Source organism: Helicobacter baculiformis, from assembly GCF_900197685.1.
GTDB classification, from domain to species: domain Bacteria; phylum Campylobacterota; class Campylobacteria; order Campylobacterales; family Helicobacteraceae; genus Helicobacter; species Helicobacter baculiformis.
Map to the genome: position 1 here is coordinate 32,741 of NZ_FZMF01000005.1, position 18,405 is coordinate 51,145.

Below are 18,405 nucleotides of genomic sequence, written 5' to 3' on the forward strand. Positions count from 1 at the left end.
AAGCCTACATGTTGAGTTTGCTAAAGATCACTGAAAAAAGAGCGTTTAAAAAGATGATCCAAAAGAGCGCATTTACTACGCTTATAGTGGTGAGCGTACCTATGGACTCCGTATCACCCTTGACTTCAAACCCGCGCATACATCCCACCAACGCGATCGCAAACCCCCAAAAAGGAGCTTTGATCAGCCCAACAAAAAAATGTGTCAGCCCCACATTTTCATGTAAGCGTGCTATATAGTGGTTAAAGGTTACGCCTAGTTGGTATTTAATAGCCACCATCGCCCCTAAGAGCGCAAAAGCATCGGCAATAAAAACCATCAAGGGCATCACAATCACGAGAGCTAACACCCTAGGTAAGACCAGCCATGCAAAGGGGTTGAGCCCCATAGTATGCATCGCATCGAGTTCTTCGGTGATCTTCATCACTCCAATTTGAGCGGTGAAACTAGAAGCGCTACGCCCTGCTACTACGAGGGTTAAAATGAAAGGTCCCATTTCTCTGAGTGCGAGTTTAGCGGTCATTTCAATACTCATCAAAGGGAAGCCCAATTCTTGCAATTGGATCGCGCCCTGCAAGGCGATGGCAAAACCCACCACGAAGACGGTCAAAATACTTACGGGCAAGACTTTAAACCCGCTCTCATGAATATGATGAATCAAGGGGGTTAAACATAGAGTTTTTGGTTTGATAAACGCGCGTGCTAAAAAATAGAGCACCATACCACAGAAATTAAAAGTATTGAGCACGGTATTAAAAAAAGTAGCCACACTTTCACCCAATTTCTCCACGAGATTGCGCTTAGGATGATTTGCCTGTTCCTTGCGCAAAATGCTGGGATCTTCTTTTACCCAGCTCTCCACAACCTCCAACACACGCCCATTGTAGATATTGGCGTTTAAGAAGGCGGGTTTTTTGCGCCCCAATAGATCATAAAGCAACATCAAAAAAACAAAATCCAAACTTTCAACTTCTTTAAAGTCGATTGCCTTGATGGGAGGGGCGGCTTTGATCACGCTTTCTAGCTGTTTGAGCGCATCTGCAGGGGTTTTAAAATCCCAATTACCACGCAAAAACAGCGTCTCAGATTTCACATAACCCACAGGTGCTGTTGCAATCACAAGATCCCTTAGTACAAAAGTAATCCACATCTTAATTGTGGGGGCTGTATGTTATTATACAACAAAAGCATAATGGGTAATAATTTGAAGCGTGCGCGGATTGTCTTGCTAAGTTGTGGTGTGGGGTTAGCTTTGGGCGCACAAGAAAGTATGTGGCTCAAAGAACAAGATACTTACGCCCGTCTTTACAACCAACGCCAACAGCTTAAATTAAAAAATGGCGGATACTTTGGCATAGGATTTGGAGTGATCAGTATTAAAAAAGATTATAAAAACACCAAACTAGAAAGTTTTCCTGTGATTTTGAGCTTGAAGGGGGGATTACAGACTTTTTTTAAAAATTATATTGGGATACGCGGATTTATGGCGCTAGATTTAGCCACTTCTGAAGTTAACTGGCAATCTAGGTTTAACCCTTCTGATTCCTTTTATGGTATGGCAAGCGTAGGGTTAGAGATTCCTATGGAAATTAGCCTCACGCGTTCCTACAAACATTTTCTAGGAGTTTATGGCGGGATTGGACTAGGGGCTGTGCTCTATGCAGATAATGCAAATTTTAGTTTCAGAAACAAGCAATTTATTTACACAGCAGGACTGATCGCGCAAGGGGGAATTACCCTTACCCTCTACACTAAGCACCGCATCGAAGCTGGACTTAAGCTCCTGCCTACCAATAAGACCCTGCTAGCTTCTGAACGTTTTGAAACCTCTTTGATGTTCCATTGTATGTACATTTATAAATTCTAAAAGAATTTGTTTAGGATTGCACTCTGCACGAGCCACATGTAAAGTGCAGTACCCCCCACAACACTTAATACAAACACTCTTAATATTAAGTGCGAAACCACCACACAACTCACTGCCAACATTTCATTAAGCCCATAAGGGGGGCTAGAAAAGGGCGTATCTTTGAGGCTATAGACAATGAGCATGCCCACCACTCCCAAGCTCAAAACCCGACCCAAATAAAGCAAGATGTTAGGCGCGGGGCGCTTGGCATTAAAAAGCAAAAATGGAAAAACACGGATAAAGTAGGTGGTCATTGCTGTCATGATCAGCACAAGCCATACGTAGAGATCGCTCATTCTAAACGCCTTTTAAAGAAAACAAAAATGCCTACCATCACCAGTAGCGTGGGCAAGAGAAAATGGGTTTTGCCAAAGAGGACAAAACATCCTAAAGCGCTCAAAAATCCGATAAGTGCGGGAGTATGACGCTCTGTAGCTTTCCATTGTTCCATAAAAATCACCAAAAAAGTCCCGGTTATGATGAAAGAAATGCCCTCTACATTGAGACTGAACCCTTCTCCCAAAAGCGCCCCTAAAACCGTCCCTGCAACCCAATAAATTTGATTGAGTAGCGCGATAGCGAGCATGAAATCTTGGGGCATGCTCTGTTTGGGTTTGGCAAAATTTAAGAGCATGAAAGTCTCATCTGTAAGGGTATGGGCAAGATAGTAGAGACGCCCACCTGTTTTACTAAAAGGCTCGAGCATGGAAATCGCATAGCAGATTTGGCGGGCGTTGAGCAAAGCCACCAAGAGAAAAATATTGAGCAGGCTCGCATGCACACTTAGCAACCCCACTACTAAAAATTGCACCGCCCCAGCGTAGATAAAAAGGCTCATAAATATAGCCACCCAAAAGCTATACCCTTCCTGTTGCACTAACACCCCAAAGGTCGCTCCTACTAGAATAAAACCCAAAAGCATGGGGATTGTGTGAGGAAACGCCTCTTTGAAAGCTAATTGACTAGGCATGCGCTTTCCTAGAAAGTCGCCAAGCTCCCAAGAGAGAGCTACAGATTAAAATCCCCCCCAAAAAAAATAAATGAGGCAATGCTGCATCTATAGGTGCGCCTAGCTGATTGAGCATCACCATAGAGGAGATACCATGGTAGGCAGGTACAATCTGTAGCAACATGCGCAAGGAGGCAGGCAAGAGTTCTAGGGGCCAAATAAAGCCCACCATAAAGATCAGAGGTAAAGAAGAGAGTAAAATAATTTGGGTTGTTTGTGTGGGCTTGTGGATATAAGTACCCAGCACCACGCCACAGCTTGCCGTAGCCATCAGAAACACGAGCACAAAGCCTAATAAGATAGAAGGGTTGGCATGAGTATGGATGCCATAGTGAGGGAAAAGCACTCCAAAGTAGAGCAGAGCTAAGACAATATAGATTGCACTAAAACAAAGGCAACGCACCCAAACTAGACTGAGAGCATCCAAAAAACTAGGTACAAAGCGCGTTTGTGCACAAGTAAGCATACTTGCTCCAATGAGTAAAGTTTGGTGCAGGATAAAAATGAAAACATTGGCGATCGCATAATTAAGATAGCCCACAGAAGGATTATAAATAGGGATGGTCTGTAAGGAAAATAAACTATGTTCTTTAGCAATTTCGGATTCAAAAAGACTTTTGTGAGTTTTGATGGCATCGCTCAAGGCATTGAGTACATCCACCACTGCGTTGGCAATCGCGCTATAGATTAAAAAGTAGTTAGCGTTGGCATAAAGCTCGACATGTGCAGGAGTGCTAGTGTAAATGGCACGCTCAAAAAAGGCAGGCACTAAGATGATTCCATAAACCTTTTCTTCTTCAAGCATTTTTTTTGCATCTTGAAGAGATTTGGGAAAGTGAGCAATATGGATACTGGGTGTGCTCTCCAACATAAGTGCGAGTCGTCTCGAGAGGGCGCTTTGATCCATATCTACCAATGCCACGTTTTGTTGTGTTACAATGTCATTTTTATAGGGTAATGGGTAAAGAAAAGCATAAAAGAGCGGTCCTACAATGATAATAAAGCGCACTCCTGCATGGGCAAAAATAGCTTTGAATTCTTCGAAAATCGTTTTCATGCCACCTTCTCTTTTAAACGCCATATACATAACCCTAATGGTAAAAACAATATAAAAAATCCCATTTTAGCTAGAGATTGCCATGCCAACGCCAATCCATTGCTATAGTAAGATAGGGCGATGAGAGCTTTGATAAAATAGCTCACGGGCAGTAGTGAACCCCAAAACTCCCCCAACACATCCATGTTGCTCACCGGGTAGGTAACTCCCACAAAAGCAAGCGAGGGGGCAGTGTAGGCTGCAATCGCTGAAGCACTTTTGATAGGATCGTCTAGTAAAGCATATAAAGCTAGAACCACACTGGAAATACCAAGCACCATAAGCACAACTCCACATAAGAGTATTCCTAAATGTGCATAGTAGGGTTTTAAAAACCACAGCATGAGCGCGCCCCATAGGCTAAAGATAAACGTATTAAGCCATAATGTGCTGAAAGCTTGTCGAAGACTTTGACTATGCCCCAAGAGATTAAGCATGCCCAACGCCGCTAAGATTTGCCACATGCAGGGTAAAATCACTCCCAATAAAAATTGCGCGTAGTTGTTAGTTTCGTTGTAGAGTGGGTGAATATTGGCATGTAAGGGGAAGGCTAGGGCTTTAGCCGTGTTAAGATCGCCCTGTGCACCTAAGTTAGTGGCAACATCGTTTTTTATATTCAGGGTCATAAGCACTTGGGTAAAGGCGCTCAAAATTGCTTTACCCACTAGCACAAACTCAGCATTGTAATACAGCACAACTGGGGTTTTAATGCGTAACTTAATATGACGTTCCAAATCCTTTTGGAGCACTACTGCCCCATAAATTCTTTTACGCCCCAAATCTGCCTTAGCATCGCTCAAAGAGGGATAAAAATGCTTGAGATCAAGATGACTACTCGCGTTGAGCGCGCTAACGATCTCTTGACTCAAATGACTATGATCTAAATCTACGATTCCAATGGGGAGTTTAGTGGGGAGTTCCTTATAAAACACTCCAACCATCAAGGCCCACAGCAACAAGGGCGCGCCCAAGCATAAAATCCATGTAAATTTATCCCTCTTTAATGTCTGCCACATCAAGGATTAACCAACACACTCATACCCACCCTTAAGCGTGTTACCTCGCTTAAGGGTGTTGCTTCAATACTAAAGGAGCGCATATCATAACTCTTGCTCGCGCTCGTGCTCTTCCATGTAGCAAAATCCCCCATCACACTTACATAAGTAACTTTAAATTCTAAGGTCTGATCCAGAGCGGGTACATAACCCTTAAACACAGATCCTACAGCGAATTGCTTGAGATACTTCTCGGGCACGCTGAGATTGAGCCACGCGTGTGCGGTATCAGTTACTAGTACAACGGGGAATCCCTTAGGACTCAATTCTCCGCTATAGAGCAACACATTACTTACTTCCCCATCGATGGGACTATAAGCGTTTTTATCGCGCAAAAATACCTGCACTTCATTCAGTTGCCCTAAGGCAGCCTGTTCTTTTTCTTTAGCAGCGATTTTACTCTCATGACTAGCCCCCTCGCGCGCCAGCTGGTATTGTTGGAAGGTGGCCTTTTTATTGTAATTGGCACTTTGAAACGCTGCATAGGCTTCATCGCGTTTTTGCAAACTCGCTACGCCCTTGTTGTAAAGTTCCTGTACACGCTTATAAGTTTCTTCGGCTAAGTCGCTTTGAGCTTTGGCGGCCTGATAGACATCTTGAGCGCTTTTAATGGTCTGACTGCGACTCCCTTTGAGCACCTCATCGCGCAAGGCTTGGGCTGCCTTATGGCTTGAACTTGCCTGTAAAAGTTTAGCCTCCGCTTCGGGGCTATGGATGGTAAAAACAAGATCGCCTTTTTTAATCCGATCGCCTTTTTTGACCACCACGCTTTCAATCCGTCCGGCAAGTTTAGAACTTACACTATATTCTCTAGCTTCGATAAAACCTTGCAGGCGTTCCATTTTATGACTATAAGCTTGATAATAGAGTTTGCCTAACCAGCCCAAAATAACAAGGGCGATAAGAATAGTTAGAACAAGGGTTAAAGGTTGCTTTTTAGTTGCCATGCTTAATTCCTAATGCGCGTAATCATAGAAGAGATCGATATGATCCCCAAGAGCCATCAAATCCACCAATGCGCTCAAGTATTTAAACGCGCTTGTTTTTTGCTCGACTAAAATCCCTGAGAGCGAGTTACGCGCATCAATAACTAAAGCATTCGTACCCATACCCTGATTAAAGGCCTCCTCTTGCAACTTAAGGTTTTCTTTAGCCAACTCAATACTGGTATTAAGACTTTGATACTCTCTTAAATAAGATTGGCATTGCAAATAGGTTTTATGCACCAAGAGCTCCATATCTTTTTTGGCTTGACTTTGTAGTGCGCTGGCTTGCAATTCGCCAATCTTGGCAGCTTGATAATGCATGATGCGTCCTGTGGGGGTTAAAATAGGTAGGCGTGCCCCCACCCCCACAAACCATTCAGGAATCATATCAGTTAAAGTAGAATTATTTTGTTTCATCATATAAGCCCCAAAGAAATTAAAATGGGGTAGAAATTTAGAAACCTGTAGTTTGGTCATCTCATGTGCGCTCTTTTGTTTGATGGCAAGACTTCTAAGTACAGGGTAAGAGCTCAAGGTTTCTTGTATAAAAAAGTTTAGATTGGGTAAATTCTTGGGGTGAATATCCAAACTAGCATTGGGGGCAAAATGTGCACTAGAGACATTATCTTTAGCAAGAATAGTGTTAAAAGCCAGCGTAGCTACTTCGAGAGCATCTCTAGCTTGCATAGTTTTGATCTTACTCTTTTCGTAAGCAACGGAAGCGCTCAGCACCTCTACACGCGCAATCTGCCCCGCCTTTTGGCGTTTCAGGGCATTTTGGTAATGCTTTAAATGCCCTTGTTGTACATCCTGGAGCACGGCTAGCACTTCTCTATCTAGTACCAAGCCATAGTAAATTTTCACCAATTCTTGGAAAGTAGAGAGTCTTTTTAAACGCGAAACCTCCATGGATTCCTTATGTGCTAAAGAGGCAAGTTTGCTCATATAAAAGCGTGCCCCGCCCATATAAAGAGGGTAAATAATGCTCAATGCCCCTAAAACAACATTTTCCTTAGAGAAGAGCAGAGGTTGACTCAACGCTCCCAGCATACCGGAGACTCCCTGAGCAAGCGCTCCCCCACCCATAGCTTGCAGAGGTGGCTGGTTTAAAACATGCTTGAGTCCTCCGACAAATTCTTGCAATTTGGCATGATCGCCACTACTGAGTGGATTCACTTCGATAGGTTTAGCCAAATGCACATAGAAGGCACTCAAATCAATTTGGGGTAGAAAAGAAAGTTTAGCTGCCGTGCTGAGTTTCTTTGCCCTCTGCTCGGCATAGTCCTGTGCCTTGATTTCATCGTAATTAGCTAAAACCATGCCCCATGCCTGCTTGAGAGAAACCATAGATGGATTATTTGAAACGGCTTGTGACAGATCCTGAGTGCTTTGGGCATGCAGACTCCCTATCACATAGAGCGCACCTACCCAGCATCTTATTTTACCCATTTGCGCTCCTTACACCCTTTCTTAGAGATTCTTCTTCATTAATTTAAGTTTCTTGATACGCGCCTTGTCCATATCTAACACTTCAAAAATACAATGCGTGTCCCCCACCACATCGCCCACTTCCGGCAAGCGTTCCAACAAGCTAAAAACATACCCTCCCAAAGTAACCTGCTCGTAATCTGGGTCAAACTTGATTTTAAGTAGCTCTGCCATATTTTCCAAATCCACCATGCCATCACACTCAAAGGTGTTTTCATCTAGGCGTTTAATGCCCTCTTTACTTAAATCATGGGCATCGGAGATATTACCCATGATCTCCTTAATGATGTCATCCATCGTGAGCAAACCAGAAGTACCCCCATACTCGTCTACCACTAGAGCGGTGTAAACCCGTTTATTATTCATTTTAAGCAAGATTTGAGAAATAGATGCACTTTCAGGCACAATAAGCATCTCTTTAAGCAGATGTCTAAAATTTTGCACATCCTCGGAATCGAGCAAAGAAGCTGAAAGTACATCCTTGATATGGATCAGACCTAAGATATTATCCTTATTGCCTTCACAGCATGGATAACGCGTGAAAGGGTTTTTGAGCATAGTCTGAATATTATCTTTGTAAGAAGCTTGCAAGTCAACACAAATCATATCCTTTCTAGGAGTCATGACCTCTTTAGCGTTGGTATCAGAAAAATCCACGGCGTTTTTAATGATCTCTTCTTCTACAAAATCGATCACTCCTCCTTTTAGACTCTCTCCCACGATGATTTTCAACTCTTCTTCTGAATGCGTACTATCGTGCTGGGGTTCAATTCCAAAAACCTTTAGCACGATCTTAGCTAAGAAATCAAAAAGATTGACAATGGGGTAAGAAATCAACCAAAAGGCATGTAAGGGGCGCGCGATCCAAAGTACCACACTTTCAGAGCGCACAATAGCAATGGATTTAGGTACAATTTCACCCAAAATTACATGTAAAAGTGTGATAAAACTAAAGGCAATCACCACGCTGATGCTATGCACGACAAGATAAAGACTCTCAAGATGCACCCACTTCTGTAAAAATAAGGTGATAAAGTGCGCGATAGCCGGCTCACCTAACCACCCCAAACCTAAAGATGAGAGAGTAACTCCTAGCTGTGTTGCGCTAAGATAGGTGTTCAAAGAGGCATTGATTTTGAGGGCTAAGGTGGCTTTTTGGTTATTGTGTAGACTGAGCTCTTCAAGCTTGGAGCGACGCACTTTAACAATTGCAAATTCTGAGAGCACAAAAAATGCATTCAGCAACACCAAGAGCAATGCCAACGCAAACATCAAAATCGGTTCGTAAAGCCCCAAGGGCTCTCCTTAAAAATAGGAAGCTCTAGCAGGTGCGCTGGCTACGCCCACTCTACAGCCGTTCCACAATATGAAAAACATCAACGATATAATAACCAAATGCCCCTAACAAGGCAGAAATGGGTACGGTAACCACCCAGGCAGTAATGATCTTCACAATCACAGAGCGCTGGACTAACTCGCTCTTATAAGCCTTTTTAAGCGCCTTGCGTTCCTTTTTGCTCAAGCCAATAGAGTATTCTAAGGTATTATTATTCTTCTTGAGAGCTTTAAGATAGGCTAACATTTCTTGCTTCTGCTTGGGGTTAGCCTTTTCGAAGCGTTCTAAGAAATTCTCGATCACGCTCGCATCTTCACCCACATGGGCATCTAAAATCATCTGCCTAATCGCTAAAGTGCGTCTTTGTAAAAATTCGCGCAAAAATCCCACTCCAAAAACCGCCCCGATAGTGATATGCGTTGAACTTACAGGCAAGCCCAATTTAGAGGCAAAAAGCACAGTGATCACGGTTGCCATCGCGATACAAAAGGCTTGCATCTTATCTAGTTCGGTGATCTCACTTCCTACAGTCTTGATGAGCTTAGGCCCATACAAACTCAGACCTAAGGCAATGCCCATACCTCCAATCAACATAATCCATGTGGGAGCGTAGGCTCTAGTAGGAATAGCATGGTTGCCCCACTCCTGCAGACTTTGCACAATAGCTGCTAGAGGACCTACGGCATTGGCGACATCATTAGCTCCATGCGCAAAGCTTAACAATGCCGCCCCAAAGATCAGGGGGTAGGTGAAGAGCGTATGCACACTCTCCTTTGTATTTTCTAAAACGGGGAGTTTTTTGAGGACATAGGATTTGAAGAGTCCATAAACCCCCATGCCCACTGCAAGACTCAAGCCGATCTCTTGCCACCCTTGCATAGAAAAAGGTAACTTCTTATTCAAAACCTTAGCCAACATGTACCACGCGAAAGCTGCGCCCATAACGCCCACCAAGAGGGGCATCACGCGCAAAGCAGCCTGCTTTTTATCCTCCTTGTCACTCAGCACTTGTTTGATGACTGCCAACAAGCCCATAGCAATCCCACCACCCATTACCGGTGAAATCACCCAACTTGCCACAATCCCCCCCAAAAAACGCCATTCTACCGCCCCTACACCCCCCGCCATCAGACCAGCTCCCAAAACTCCACCTACGATAGAATGTGTGGTAGAAACAGGTGCGCCGATTGCGGTAGCCAGATGCAACCACAATGCACCAGAAAGTAATGCTGAGAGCATCATGCCAACAAAGATAGTCGTACTTTCTATATGGGCGGGGTTGATAATTTTGCCCTTAATGCTTTGTACCACATCTGCACCTGCTAGCACAGCACCGAGCACCTCACAGATAGCAGCCAGTAAGATTGCTACCCCCAAAGTGATTGCCTGTGAGCCTACCAAAGGACCCACATTGTTTGCCACATCATTGGCGCCTATATTCATCGCCATATACCCCCCTATTACAGTAGCCAAAGCGAGTAAAGGAAAATGGATTGTAGCATGCCCCAAAGCTAGAGCCATGCCTGCGATACAAACCACAAACACGACCGCTAGAGTGATCTTGACATTATCTCTTTGGAGTTCCTTAAAAGCCTTTCTAAAAGGGGGAGCATCTTTAGCTTTCATTGTGGGTGCACTTTAGTATAAAATTCTCTAAGAATTGCTTAAAGAGAAATGCTTTAGTGTGGCAAAAATATGAAGGGTTGGACATGCTTGTATGTGCTGGATCGCTAGAAAATTTTAAAGAGGCTAAGAGTATCGGAATGGGGTTAATACAAAGTGCAATTTCTCTCACGCGCCTATGCCTACTAGAAAGTCCTACAGAGCTGATTTTTGTAGGCAGTGCGGGGGCGTACGACCCAACCCTACCCCTACTCTCCCTATATAAGAGTGCACAAGGCTACCAAATTGAACATAGTTTCACATACGCGCAGAGTTACACTCCTCTAGAAAATAGCTTGAGTGTGCAAAGTGCGCTTTTAGAGCGCATCAACTTGCCCTGCGTCAAGGTTAATTCTAGCAATTATATCCACACGGATACTGCTTTCGCTAAGCAAATGCTGAGTGCAGGCATTGCTCTAGAAAACATGGAGTTTTTTGCAGTACTCAGCGTGGCGCAGATGTTTAATATCCCCAGTATGGGTGTGTTTTGCCTCACTAATTATGTAGGACCACATGCTCACCAAGAGTTTTTAGAGCACTGCCAACAAGCCAAAACCCGCTTGAGTGCGTGGATGCAGACATTTTTGATAGGGCAGTGAAGTACCTCGCGTTTGTTGGTCTCACACATCAATCTGATAAAGGCGTAACTTTGCGCACTCCCTGTGCTAGATACGAACGTATGTAGGTATTGTACTACGAATTAGTGGGCATTCATCCTACTATCTAAAACAAACGCATCGCGCTTGCTGAGTGTGATTTCTGCTAAAGAGTTTTAAATTAAATTTGACTATAATGCGCGCATGGGAGCTAAAGCTTCCAAATACAATAAAGGAGAACGCTATGAGCAATAATAACAACAATAGTTGCAACAGCAACAACAGCAATAACAGTGGCGGTTGTGGTTGTGGCAGCACTAAAAATAGTAGCAACAACAGCAATAGTCAAAACAGCAACAACCAAGACTAAAGGTTGTTGCCCCTACTTCGGTAGGGGCTTGTCTTTCACCCTGGTTTGGCTAAAGCTTTTTGTGTTAGAATGGTGTTATCTTTGACTTCTGAAAGGGTTTTTCATGGTGTCTTTTGTCGTGGCACAGAGAGCTAGACGTTTTTCTTTGCATCTTAGCGATCTGATGTGTATGGGTGGTTTTCTTTCTTACACCCATTTTACACACAAAGGACATACATGCAAAGTCTTAAGCAGGAAACTTACCACGCCCAGCCTAGTGCGCTAGGACTTGTCCCTTTTTTTATTTTTATTATTGTCTATTTGGGCACGGGAATTTATTTAGAATTGGTCGGGGTGAAGATGGGTTTTTATCAACTTCCCGGGCCTGTAGCTGCAAGCGTAGGAGTAGCTAGCGCGTTTTTACTTTTTAAAAGCAATCTTAACCAAAAGTTTGATGACTTTTTAGCTGGTTGTGGGGATAAGAACATCATGACCATGTGTGTAATCTACCTCTTGGCAGGAGCTTTTGCTGTAGTGAGTAAGGCGATGGGAGGGGTAGATTCTACGGTCAATTTAGGGTTAACCTACATTCCTGTGGAGTATTTGGCTGCAGGCTTATTTGTAATCGCCTCCTTTATTTCTACTGCTATTGGTACAAGTGTGGGCGCAATCGTCGCCTTAGGACCTATTGCAGTAGGTCTGGCGCAACAAAGCGGGCTTTCTATGGCGCTAGCTTTGGCGGCTGTGATGGGAGGGGCGATGTTTGGCGATAATCTTTCTATCATTTCAGACACTACAATTGCAAGCACCCGTACCCAAGATGTGGCGATGAATGACAAATTCAGAATTAACCTTTATATCGCTTTGCCAGCAAGTTTGCTCACTATTGTCCTGCTTCTAGTGTATGGGAAACCAGAAAGTATAGCGCCACTCAGTACCCATGATTTCCAGTTTGTCAAGACCTTGCCTTATCTTTTCGTCTTGGTCTTAGCTCTCTTGGGTTTAAATGTCTTCTTGGTACTCTTTGTAGGGATTTTACTCTCTGGAGCAATTGGGCTATACTATGGTAGTTTTACTTTGTTGAGTTTTGGTAAAGAAATTTACCATGGCTTTTCGGGCATGCAGGAGATTTTCTTACTCTCCTTGTTGACAGGAGGGATCGCTTTCATGGTAACGCGTGAGGGTGGAGTGGCGTGGGTTATCTCCAAGATTGAAAAACTTATTGTGGGTCCTAAAAGTGCTAAGGTAGGCATTGCTAGCTTGGTGAGTGTGGTGGATTTAGCCGTAGCTAATAACACTGTAGCGATTGTGATTGTGGGGGAAATTACTAAGAAAATCAGCGTAAAGTTCGGCGTGGATCGGCGCGAGGGCGCGGTGATCTTAGATATTTTTTCTTGTGTTTTTCAAGGATTGATCCCTTATGGGGCACAAATGCTTATTCTGCTAGGCTTTGCTAAGGGAAGTGTAGATTTTTTGGCTGTGTTGCCTTTATTGTGGTACCAGGGTTTACTAGCGATCTTTACATTGTTTTATATTTTTTCGGGAACTTATAGTGCATGGGTGCTTAGGGGTTTAGAGTCCAAAGCTGGGAGTGTTCAGGCGTAGTTAGGGTTTTTGTGCTATAATAGCGGGGCTAAATTATTTAAAGGTTGGATAATGAAACAAAAGGGCGGTGTTGGGGCGCGGGGCGTTGTCCCCTTGTGTGTGTCTGTAGGGTTAGCCTTCGCAGTAGCAGGTTGTGGAATGTTCAAGCGAGGGGGCACGGCACAACTTATTCCTCCTTCTGCTACGGGCTTGCAAGCTCCTGTCTACCCTCCAACGACCTTTAACAGCTCTAGCAGACCCCCCATGCCACCTAATTTTTCTCCCAGAACACCCGCTTCCTCTGCCCAAACGCCCCAAATTGAGACCCGTTTTGACAACTCCTCTCAGGGCAACCTCTCTGGAGGGGGCGGAGGTACCCCTGCGATGGTGCCCAACACACCCATTCTTACTCCCACTAATGTAATTGAGCTTAGTGCGGTGGGTATGGGGGTTGCGCCTGAATCCACTATTTCGCCTTCTCAAGCTCTAGCTTTAGCTAAACGCGCGGCAATCGTCGATGGATATCGCCAGTTAGGCGAAAAGATGTATGGAATCAGAGTGAATGCGACCGACACAGTTAAGGATATGATCTTGCAAAACTCGGTCATCAAGACTAAAGTGAATGCCTTGATTCGTAACGCCGAGATCACGGAAACCATTTATAAAGACGGCTTATGTCAAGTGAGCATGGAACTTAAATTAGATGGGCGCATTTGGTATAATGTCTTTAATCAGGGGCGAGGGTAATTTCGTTGTGTGATGGCACAAGTGCGATCGAGACACCACTTTTGCCTGCGTTTTTTGGGGACGTTGGCGCTAGGGTTCCTGTTGGTTTCATGTGCGCACAAGAAGAGTCCTAAGCCTAAGTCTGCACACAAGCAACATAAAAAGCTTTTTATCAAGAAGAGCGCTGAGCAACGCAAATTAGAAGCGGAGGTGGCGCGCAAAAAAGCCTTAGAGCAATTCAAGCTTATCTACATTTACACACCTGTATTGCGTTTTTATGACTATGGAACTATTAATCATACTAAAGAGGGCGATGTACAACTGGTACTCTACCAATTAAGTAAAAAAGTTGGTGAGGTGGTGATTAAGAAAAACTATCTTTGTTTTTCCGGAATCTGTTCAGCTAAGTGGAGCGCCGCTAGGGATCTCTTTGGGAAAGTGAGTTATGGGGATCTTTTCGATGATATTGTGTTAGGGCGCGACATTTTTAAGGGTATTGGTAAGCGTATCGAACCCAATGGAGAGATTGTGCAGCGCTTTGTAGAAAATGGGGAAGTGATTTATTACGAGCGCAAACCCGGGAAAATTTTGTTCCAAAACATGAGCACAGGGACAGCAATCGTGATCCAACAATACCATCCTTAAAGTGAGGTGCATGTGCGTTGGTGGCTTGGATCGCTTTTAGTGCTTGCTCCTGTGGCTATTGAAGCCAATGGTTTTAAAGTCTCTGAACAAAGTTTAAACGGCACGGCGCTTAACTCCGCCTACATTGCTGGGGCACGGGGCGCAGATGCGAGTTACTACAACCCTGCTAACATGGGCTTTAATAACGATTGGGGGGAGAATGAAAGCGAGTTTGAAGTCACTAGCACGGTGATCAACATCCCTGCTTTTAAGTTTATGGTACCTAGTACGAATCAAGGGCTTTATTCGGTAACGCACTTGGTGGTAGATCCAAACCAGCAAAACATTGGCGAAATTCTTAAGATTTTAGGCATAGGTTCAGTCAGCAGTGCGGCGGCGCAAAAATTTATCACGGGTGGGCTCAAAGCAGTTGAGCAACTTATTAAAAATCTTCAGGGACTCACTAATCAAAATGTTACCACAGTGGCTTCTATGCCCGATGCGCAGGTAGTGAGTGGATGGACAGGCACCACTAATTTTGTCTTACCTAAATTCTTTTATAAAACCCGCACTCATAATGGTTTTACTTTTGGAGGGAGCTTTACTGCCCCCTCAGGCTTGGGCATGAAATGGGATGGTAAAGGCGGGGAATTCTTGCAAAATGTCTTTATCATGATGGTTGAGCTTGCTCCTAGCATGAGTTACACTCTTGATAACCGCTTTTCTGTGGGTGTGAGCGCGCGGGGGTTATATGCTACGGGGAGTTTTGATAACACTGTTTATGTACCATTACATGGTGCGTCTGTGCTAGAAGGTAGCCAAATTGTGGGTTTGCCCAACAATGTTTTTAGCCAACAAGTACCTAGTTCAATGCGCCAACAACTAGCTAGCATAGGTTATCGCCCCGCCATGCAATGTACTGCCGATATGGATCAAAATAGTCCTATATGTCAGACTTACTACAATGGACTCAAACAAATCATGAGCTATAGCGGCTTGCAAAAGGCAATTTCTGATCTTTATGGCACTTCTCAGGTGGTACAACAGAGCAATGGAAGCTCTTGGGGTGGAGGTTATAAGATTGGGGCTAGCATGCGTATTTTTGAAAATGGTATGTTCTCTGTAGTTTATAACAGCAGCGTAACTTTTAACATGCGGGGAGGATTGACTGCGCTCACTAAGTTAGGACCTAGTTTAGGTAATGTGCTCACAAAGGGAAGTCTGAATATTAATGTTTCCTTACCTCAGGTGATCAACATTGCCTATGCTCACGAATTTTTTAAGCATCACTTGCGCGTAGAGGGAGTCTATGAGCGCACTTTTTGGAGTCAGGGTAATAAATTCTTGGTTACGCCTGATTTTGCCAATGCTAGTTATCAAGGGATTGGGGGAACCGTGCAATATCTAAGTTCAGAAACTTTAAAAAAGATGGTGGGACTGGCAGATTTTAGCGGGGTGATGAACATGGGTAATGGGTGGCGCGATACAAACACCTTTAGGATTGGTACGACATACATGGGTAAGAGTCTACGCCTAATGGGCGCGTTAAGTTACGATCAGGCCCCTAGCCCTCAGGATGCTATTGGAATCCCCGACTCTGATGGGTATTCTATTGCCTTTGGTGCAAAGTACAATTTCAGGGGATTTGACATCGGCTGGGGCGGAACTTTCACTTTTAAAAGCAACCGCGATAGCTACTACCAATCTCCCAATATCGGGCAGTTGCGCATCTTCTCCGCCTCGTTAGGGTATCGGTGGTAAAAATCTAAAACTTACAAACTGTGACAAAATTTTTCTAATCTCTCCAAGCCTTGTTGGATTTGCTCAAGCGAGCACGCATATGACATGCGCACAAAACCCTCCATCTCAAAGGCGACCCCGGGCACCAGCGCAACCCCCTGACTCTCTAGTAATTTTTGGCAAAATTCTAAGCTTGTACTTGGGATTTTGATCCACAAATAAAACGCCCCTTGGGGTTTCAAGCAACTCAGCCCCTTGATGGCGTTAACCCCCGCATAAGCCACATCGCGGCGTTGCTTAAAGGCTAGACGCATGCGCTCCACATCGGCATTCACTGCCCCGCTGAGCGCGTGCACCGCGGCGTATTGGGCGATGGAATTGATGTTGGAAGTGGCGTGGCTTTGCAAAGCAACCATGTGTTTGAGCAGGGTTTTATCCTTAGTACCCAAAAAACCCACCCGCCAGCCGGTCATGCTAAAGGCTTTAGAAAGCCCATTAATAGTAATGGTGCGCTCCAACATACCCGGCAACGCCCCAAAGGCGTAGAAACTCCCCTCATAAACCAGTTTCTCATAAATTTCATCGCTCAACACAAAGGCGTTAGAAGTGGCGATCACGGGGGCTAGGGCTTCTAGCTCTTCTTTGGAGTAGACCATGCCCGTAGGGTTAGAAGGGCTGGTCAATACAATGATTTTAGTTTGGGGGTTAAGCGCGCTTTTGAGTTGGGTAGGGGTGATCTTAAAAGCGCTCTGTTTGGTGGTGGGCAAAAACACGGGCTTTGCCCCGCTATAGCGCACTAGCTCGGGGTAAGTAACCCAGCATGGGGTGGGGATAATCACCTCATCGCCCGGATTGAGTAATGCCTGAAAGACATTAAAGAGGCATTGTTTTGCCCCATTGCAAAGCATCACCTCATCAGGGCGGTAATCTAGTTGGTTTTCATGTTGGAATTTCGCGCTCACGCTTTTAAGCAGCTCAGGGATACCCTTTATGGGTGTGTACTTGCTACGCCCCTCTTGAATGGCTTGGATAGCGGCTTGCTTAATACTCTGAGGGGTGTCAAAATCTGGCTCCCCGGCGCTAAAACTCAAAATGTCCTTGCCTTGGCTTTTGAGCTCTTGGGCTAGAGTGGTGATGGCAATGGTGCTCGATTCTTGAATCTGAGCGATTTGCTGAGAATACATGTTGATCCTTGTAGGTGGTATAGAACAGACATGCATGCTAGCAGTCAAAACATGAATTTTTGCTATAATATGAATTATGCGTTGCTTGCCCCCCTTTCTCTTTCTATTGTCCAGCTTAAGCGCGGTTTCTCTTAGCCCCTATAAAAAGCAGTACATTGATTTACTCAGTGAAAACGATGGCTATATTAATCCCTACATCGATCGCTACTACACGGCCGGGACACGCATCGGTTGGGCGAGCAAAGAGTACGATTTTAACCATTCTAAGATGGCTTGGATGGACTATCTGAGCTTGCAGATCAAAAAACCCAAGGTAACCCGATTTACCCTTTATCTCACTCAAAGCATGTTCACCCCCACTCTAGCCCACCGCTTCGCCACTGAGCCCATAAAGGGCGATCACCTCTATGGGGGTTGGTTGCGCGCGCAATTAGGGATTTTACAAAGGAGCGAACACACTCTAGAGAGTTTGGCTATCTCGATGGGCACAGTGGGGCCGGGCGCTCTAGCGGGCAAAACCCAAGATTTGATCCACACTTGGGCGCACGACCCCAAGTTCTTGGGTTGGGGCTCTCAGATTGCCAATGAATTTATCTTTGAATTCCACTACGCATGGCTACAAAAAGTCCCCCTCCTCAAAACCCGTTTCTTGGATATGGATATGCTCACGGGGGCGGGGGTAGACTTGGGCAATGCGATCACGGATTTTAAAGTGGGTTCGATGTTGCGCTTGGGCTATAATTTGAGTGTGGATTTTGGACCCAATAAAATCAACACGGGCTTTAGCGGGGGGATGCCTGTGAGCAACGCGTTTTCTCTTTATATCTTTGCTGGGGCGACGGGGAAGTTTCAGCCCATTGATATTTTTGTGCAAGGCAATAGCCCCACCACAAGAGGGATCACTGCTTTGCCTTATTTTCTCTATAATGCTGAAATTGGGATCGCCATCGCTTACAAGGGCTTTAGACTATCTTTTAGCGCGATCGATCTGAGCAAAACCTTCAAGGACCAGCCCCGTAACCACAACATCGGAAGTATAGAATTGGACATTGCATTTTGAA

17 protein-coding genes are annotated in these 18,405 nt (G+C 44.7%); 7 read left to right on the forward strand and 10 right to left on the reverse strand.

The window, feature by feature from the left end:
• Nucleotides 1–4: 4 nt before the first annotated feature.
• The gene (locus tag C6G87_RS01245) at nt 5–1,120 is read right to left on the reverse strand and encodes an MlaE family lipid ABC transporter permease subunit (protein WP_104751731.1); all 1,116 of its coding nucleotides are present in this window, start codon (nt 1,118–1,120) and stop codon (nt 5–7) included.
• Nucleotides 1,121–1,192: 72 nt separating this feature from the next.
• Between C6G87_RS01245 and C6G87_RS01250 the strand changes: the two genes are divergently transcribed.
• On the forward strand, nt 1,193–1,867 hold the full coding sequence (locus tag C6G87_RS01250) for an outer membrane beta-barrel protein (protein WP_104751758.1): 675 nt from the start codon (nt 1,193–1,195) through the stop codon (nt 1,865–1,867).
• Here the strand turns inward: C6G87_RS01250 and C6G87_RS01255 are convergent.
• The 8 genes from C6G87_RS01255 to C6G87_RS01290 all read right to left on the reverse strand — a co-directional run bounded on the left by C6G87_RS01255 (nt 1,864) and on the right by C6G87_RS01290 (nt 10,505).
• Nucleotides 1,864–2,205 carry a branched-chain amino acid transporter permease gene (locus C6G87_RS01255; RefSeq protein WP_104751732.1) on the reverse strand — a complete coding sequence of 114 codons (342 nt, stop codon included), beginning with the start codon at nt 2,203–2,205 and terminating at the stop codon, nt 1,864–1,866. The two genes, C6G87_RS01250 and C6G87_RS01255, sit on opposite strands and share 4 nt — an antisense overlap.
• Nucleotides 2,202–2,879: an AzlC family ABC transporter permease gene (locus tag C6G87_RS01260; RefSeq protein WP_104751733.1), complete on the reverse strand. Its 678-nt coding sequence runs from the start codon at nt 2,877–2,879 to the stop codon at nt 2,202–2,204. The genes C6G87_RS01255 and C6G87_RS01260 overlap by 4 nt, the downstream gene beginning before the upstream one ends.
• Nucleotides 2,872–3,975 (reverse strand): ABC transporter permease, encoded by a 1,104-nt coding sequence (locus C6G87_RS01265; RefSeq protein ID WP_233708946.1) that lies wholly within the window; start codon nt 3,973–3,975, stop codon nt 2,872–2,874. The genes C6G87_RS01260 and C6G87_RS01265 overlap by 8 nt, the downstream gene beginning before the upstream one ends.
• Entirely contained in the window at nt 3,972–5,030 is a 1,059-nt protein-coding gene (locus C6G87_RS01270; protein ID WP_104751735.1) for an ABC transporter permease, read from the reverse strand. The genes C6G87_RS01265 and C6G87_RS01270 overlap by 4 nt, the downstream gene beginning before the upstream one ends.
• Nucleotides 5,030–6,016, reverse strand: coding sequence for an HlyD family secretion protein (locus C6G87_RS01275; RefSeq protein WP_104751736.1), 987 nt, complete (start codon nt 6,014–6,016; stop codon nt 5,030–5,032). Before C6G87_RS01275 ends, C6G87_RS01270 begins: the two co-directional genes overlap by 1 nt.
• A gap of 9 nt (nt 6,017–6,025) precedes the next feature.
• Entirely contained in the window at nt 6,026–7,504 is a 1,479-nt protein-coding gene (locus C6G87_RS01280; protein WP_104751737.1) for a TolC family protein, read from the reverse strand.
• A gap of 21 nt (nt 7,505–7,525) precedes the next feature.
• Nucleotides 7,526–8,815: a hemolysin family protein gene (locus tag C6G87_RS01285; protein ID WP_104751759.1), complete on the reverse strand. Its 1,290-nt coding sequence runs from the start codon at nt 8,813–8,815 to the stop codon at nt 7,526–7,528.
• Nucleotides 8,816–8,891: 76 nt separating this feature from the next.
• The gene (locus C6G87_RS01290) at nt 8,892–10,505 is read right to left on the reverse strand and encodes an inorganic phosphate transporter (RefSeq protein ID WP_104751738.1); all 1,614 of its coding nucleotides are present in this window, start codon (nt 10,503–10,505) and stop codon (nt 8,892–8,894) included.
• 83 nt (nt 10,506–10,588) lie between these two features.
• Here C6G87_RS01290 and C6G87_RS01295 point away from each other — a divergent pair, with 83 nt between their 5' ends.
• From C6G87_RS01295 to C6G87_RS01315, 5 genes are all read left to right on the forward strand, one after another.
• On the forward strand, nt 10,589–11,140 hold the full coding sequence (locus C6G87_RS01295; protein WP_104751760.1) for a 5'-methylthioadenosine/S-adenosylhomocysteine nucleosidase family protein: 552 nt from the start codon (nt 10,589–10,591) through the stop codon (nt 11,138–11,140).
• 583 nt (nt 11,141–11,723) lie between these two features.
• A complete protein-coding gene (locus tag C6G87_RS01300; protein WP_104751739.1) occupies nt 11,724–13,091 on the forward strand; it encodes a Na+/H+ antiporter NhaC family protein in 1,368 nt (455 codons plus the stop codon).
• A 138-nt stretch (nt 13,092–13,229) separates the two neighbouring features.
• A complete protein-coding gene (locus C6G87_RS01305) occupies nt 13,230–13,817 on the forward strand; it encodes an LPP20 family lipoprotein (protein ID WP_233708949.1) in 588 nt (195 codons plus the stop codon).
• 12 nt (nt 13,818–13,829) lie between these two features.
• Nucleotides 13,830–14,441, forward strand: coding sequence for an HP0838 family lipoprotein (locus C6G87_RS01310; RefSeq protein ID WP_104751740.1), 612 nt, complete (start codon nt 13,830–13,832; stop codon nt 14,439–14,441).
• Between the two features lie 12 nt (nt 14,442–14,453).
• A complete protein-coding gene (locus tag C6G87_RS01315) occupies nt 14,454–16,181 on the forward strand; it encodes an OmpP1/FadL family transporter (RefSeq protein ID WP_382262330.1) in 1,728 nt (575 codons plus the stop codon).
• A gap of 11 nt (nt 16,182–16,192) precedes the next feature.
• On the opposite strand, the gene C6G87_RS01320 is transcribed toward C6G87_RS01315, so the two are convergent.
• A complete protein-coding gene (locus C6G87_RS01320; RefSeq protein ID WP_104751742.1) occupies nt 16,193–17,344 on the reverse strand; it encodes a pyridoxal phosphate-dependent aminotransferase in 1,152 nt (383 codons plus the stop codon).
• Between the two features lie 76 nt (nt 17,345–17,420).
• Between C6G87_RS01320 and C6G87_RS01325 the strand changes: the two genes are divergently transcribed.
• Nucleotides 17,421–18,404, forward strand: a complete 984-nt coding sequence (locus tag C6G87_RS01325) for a lipid A deacylase LpxR family protein (protein ID WP_104751743.1) — start codon at nt 17,421–17,423, stop codon at nt 18,402–18,404.
• Nucleotide 18,405: the final 1 nt, after the last annotated feature.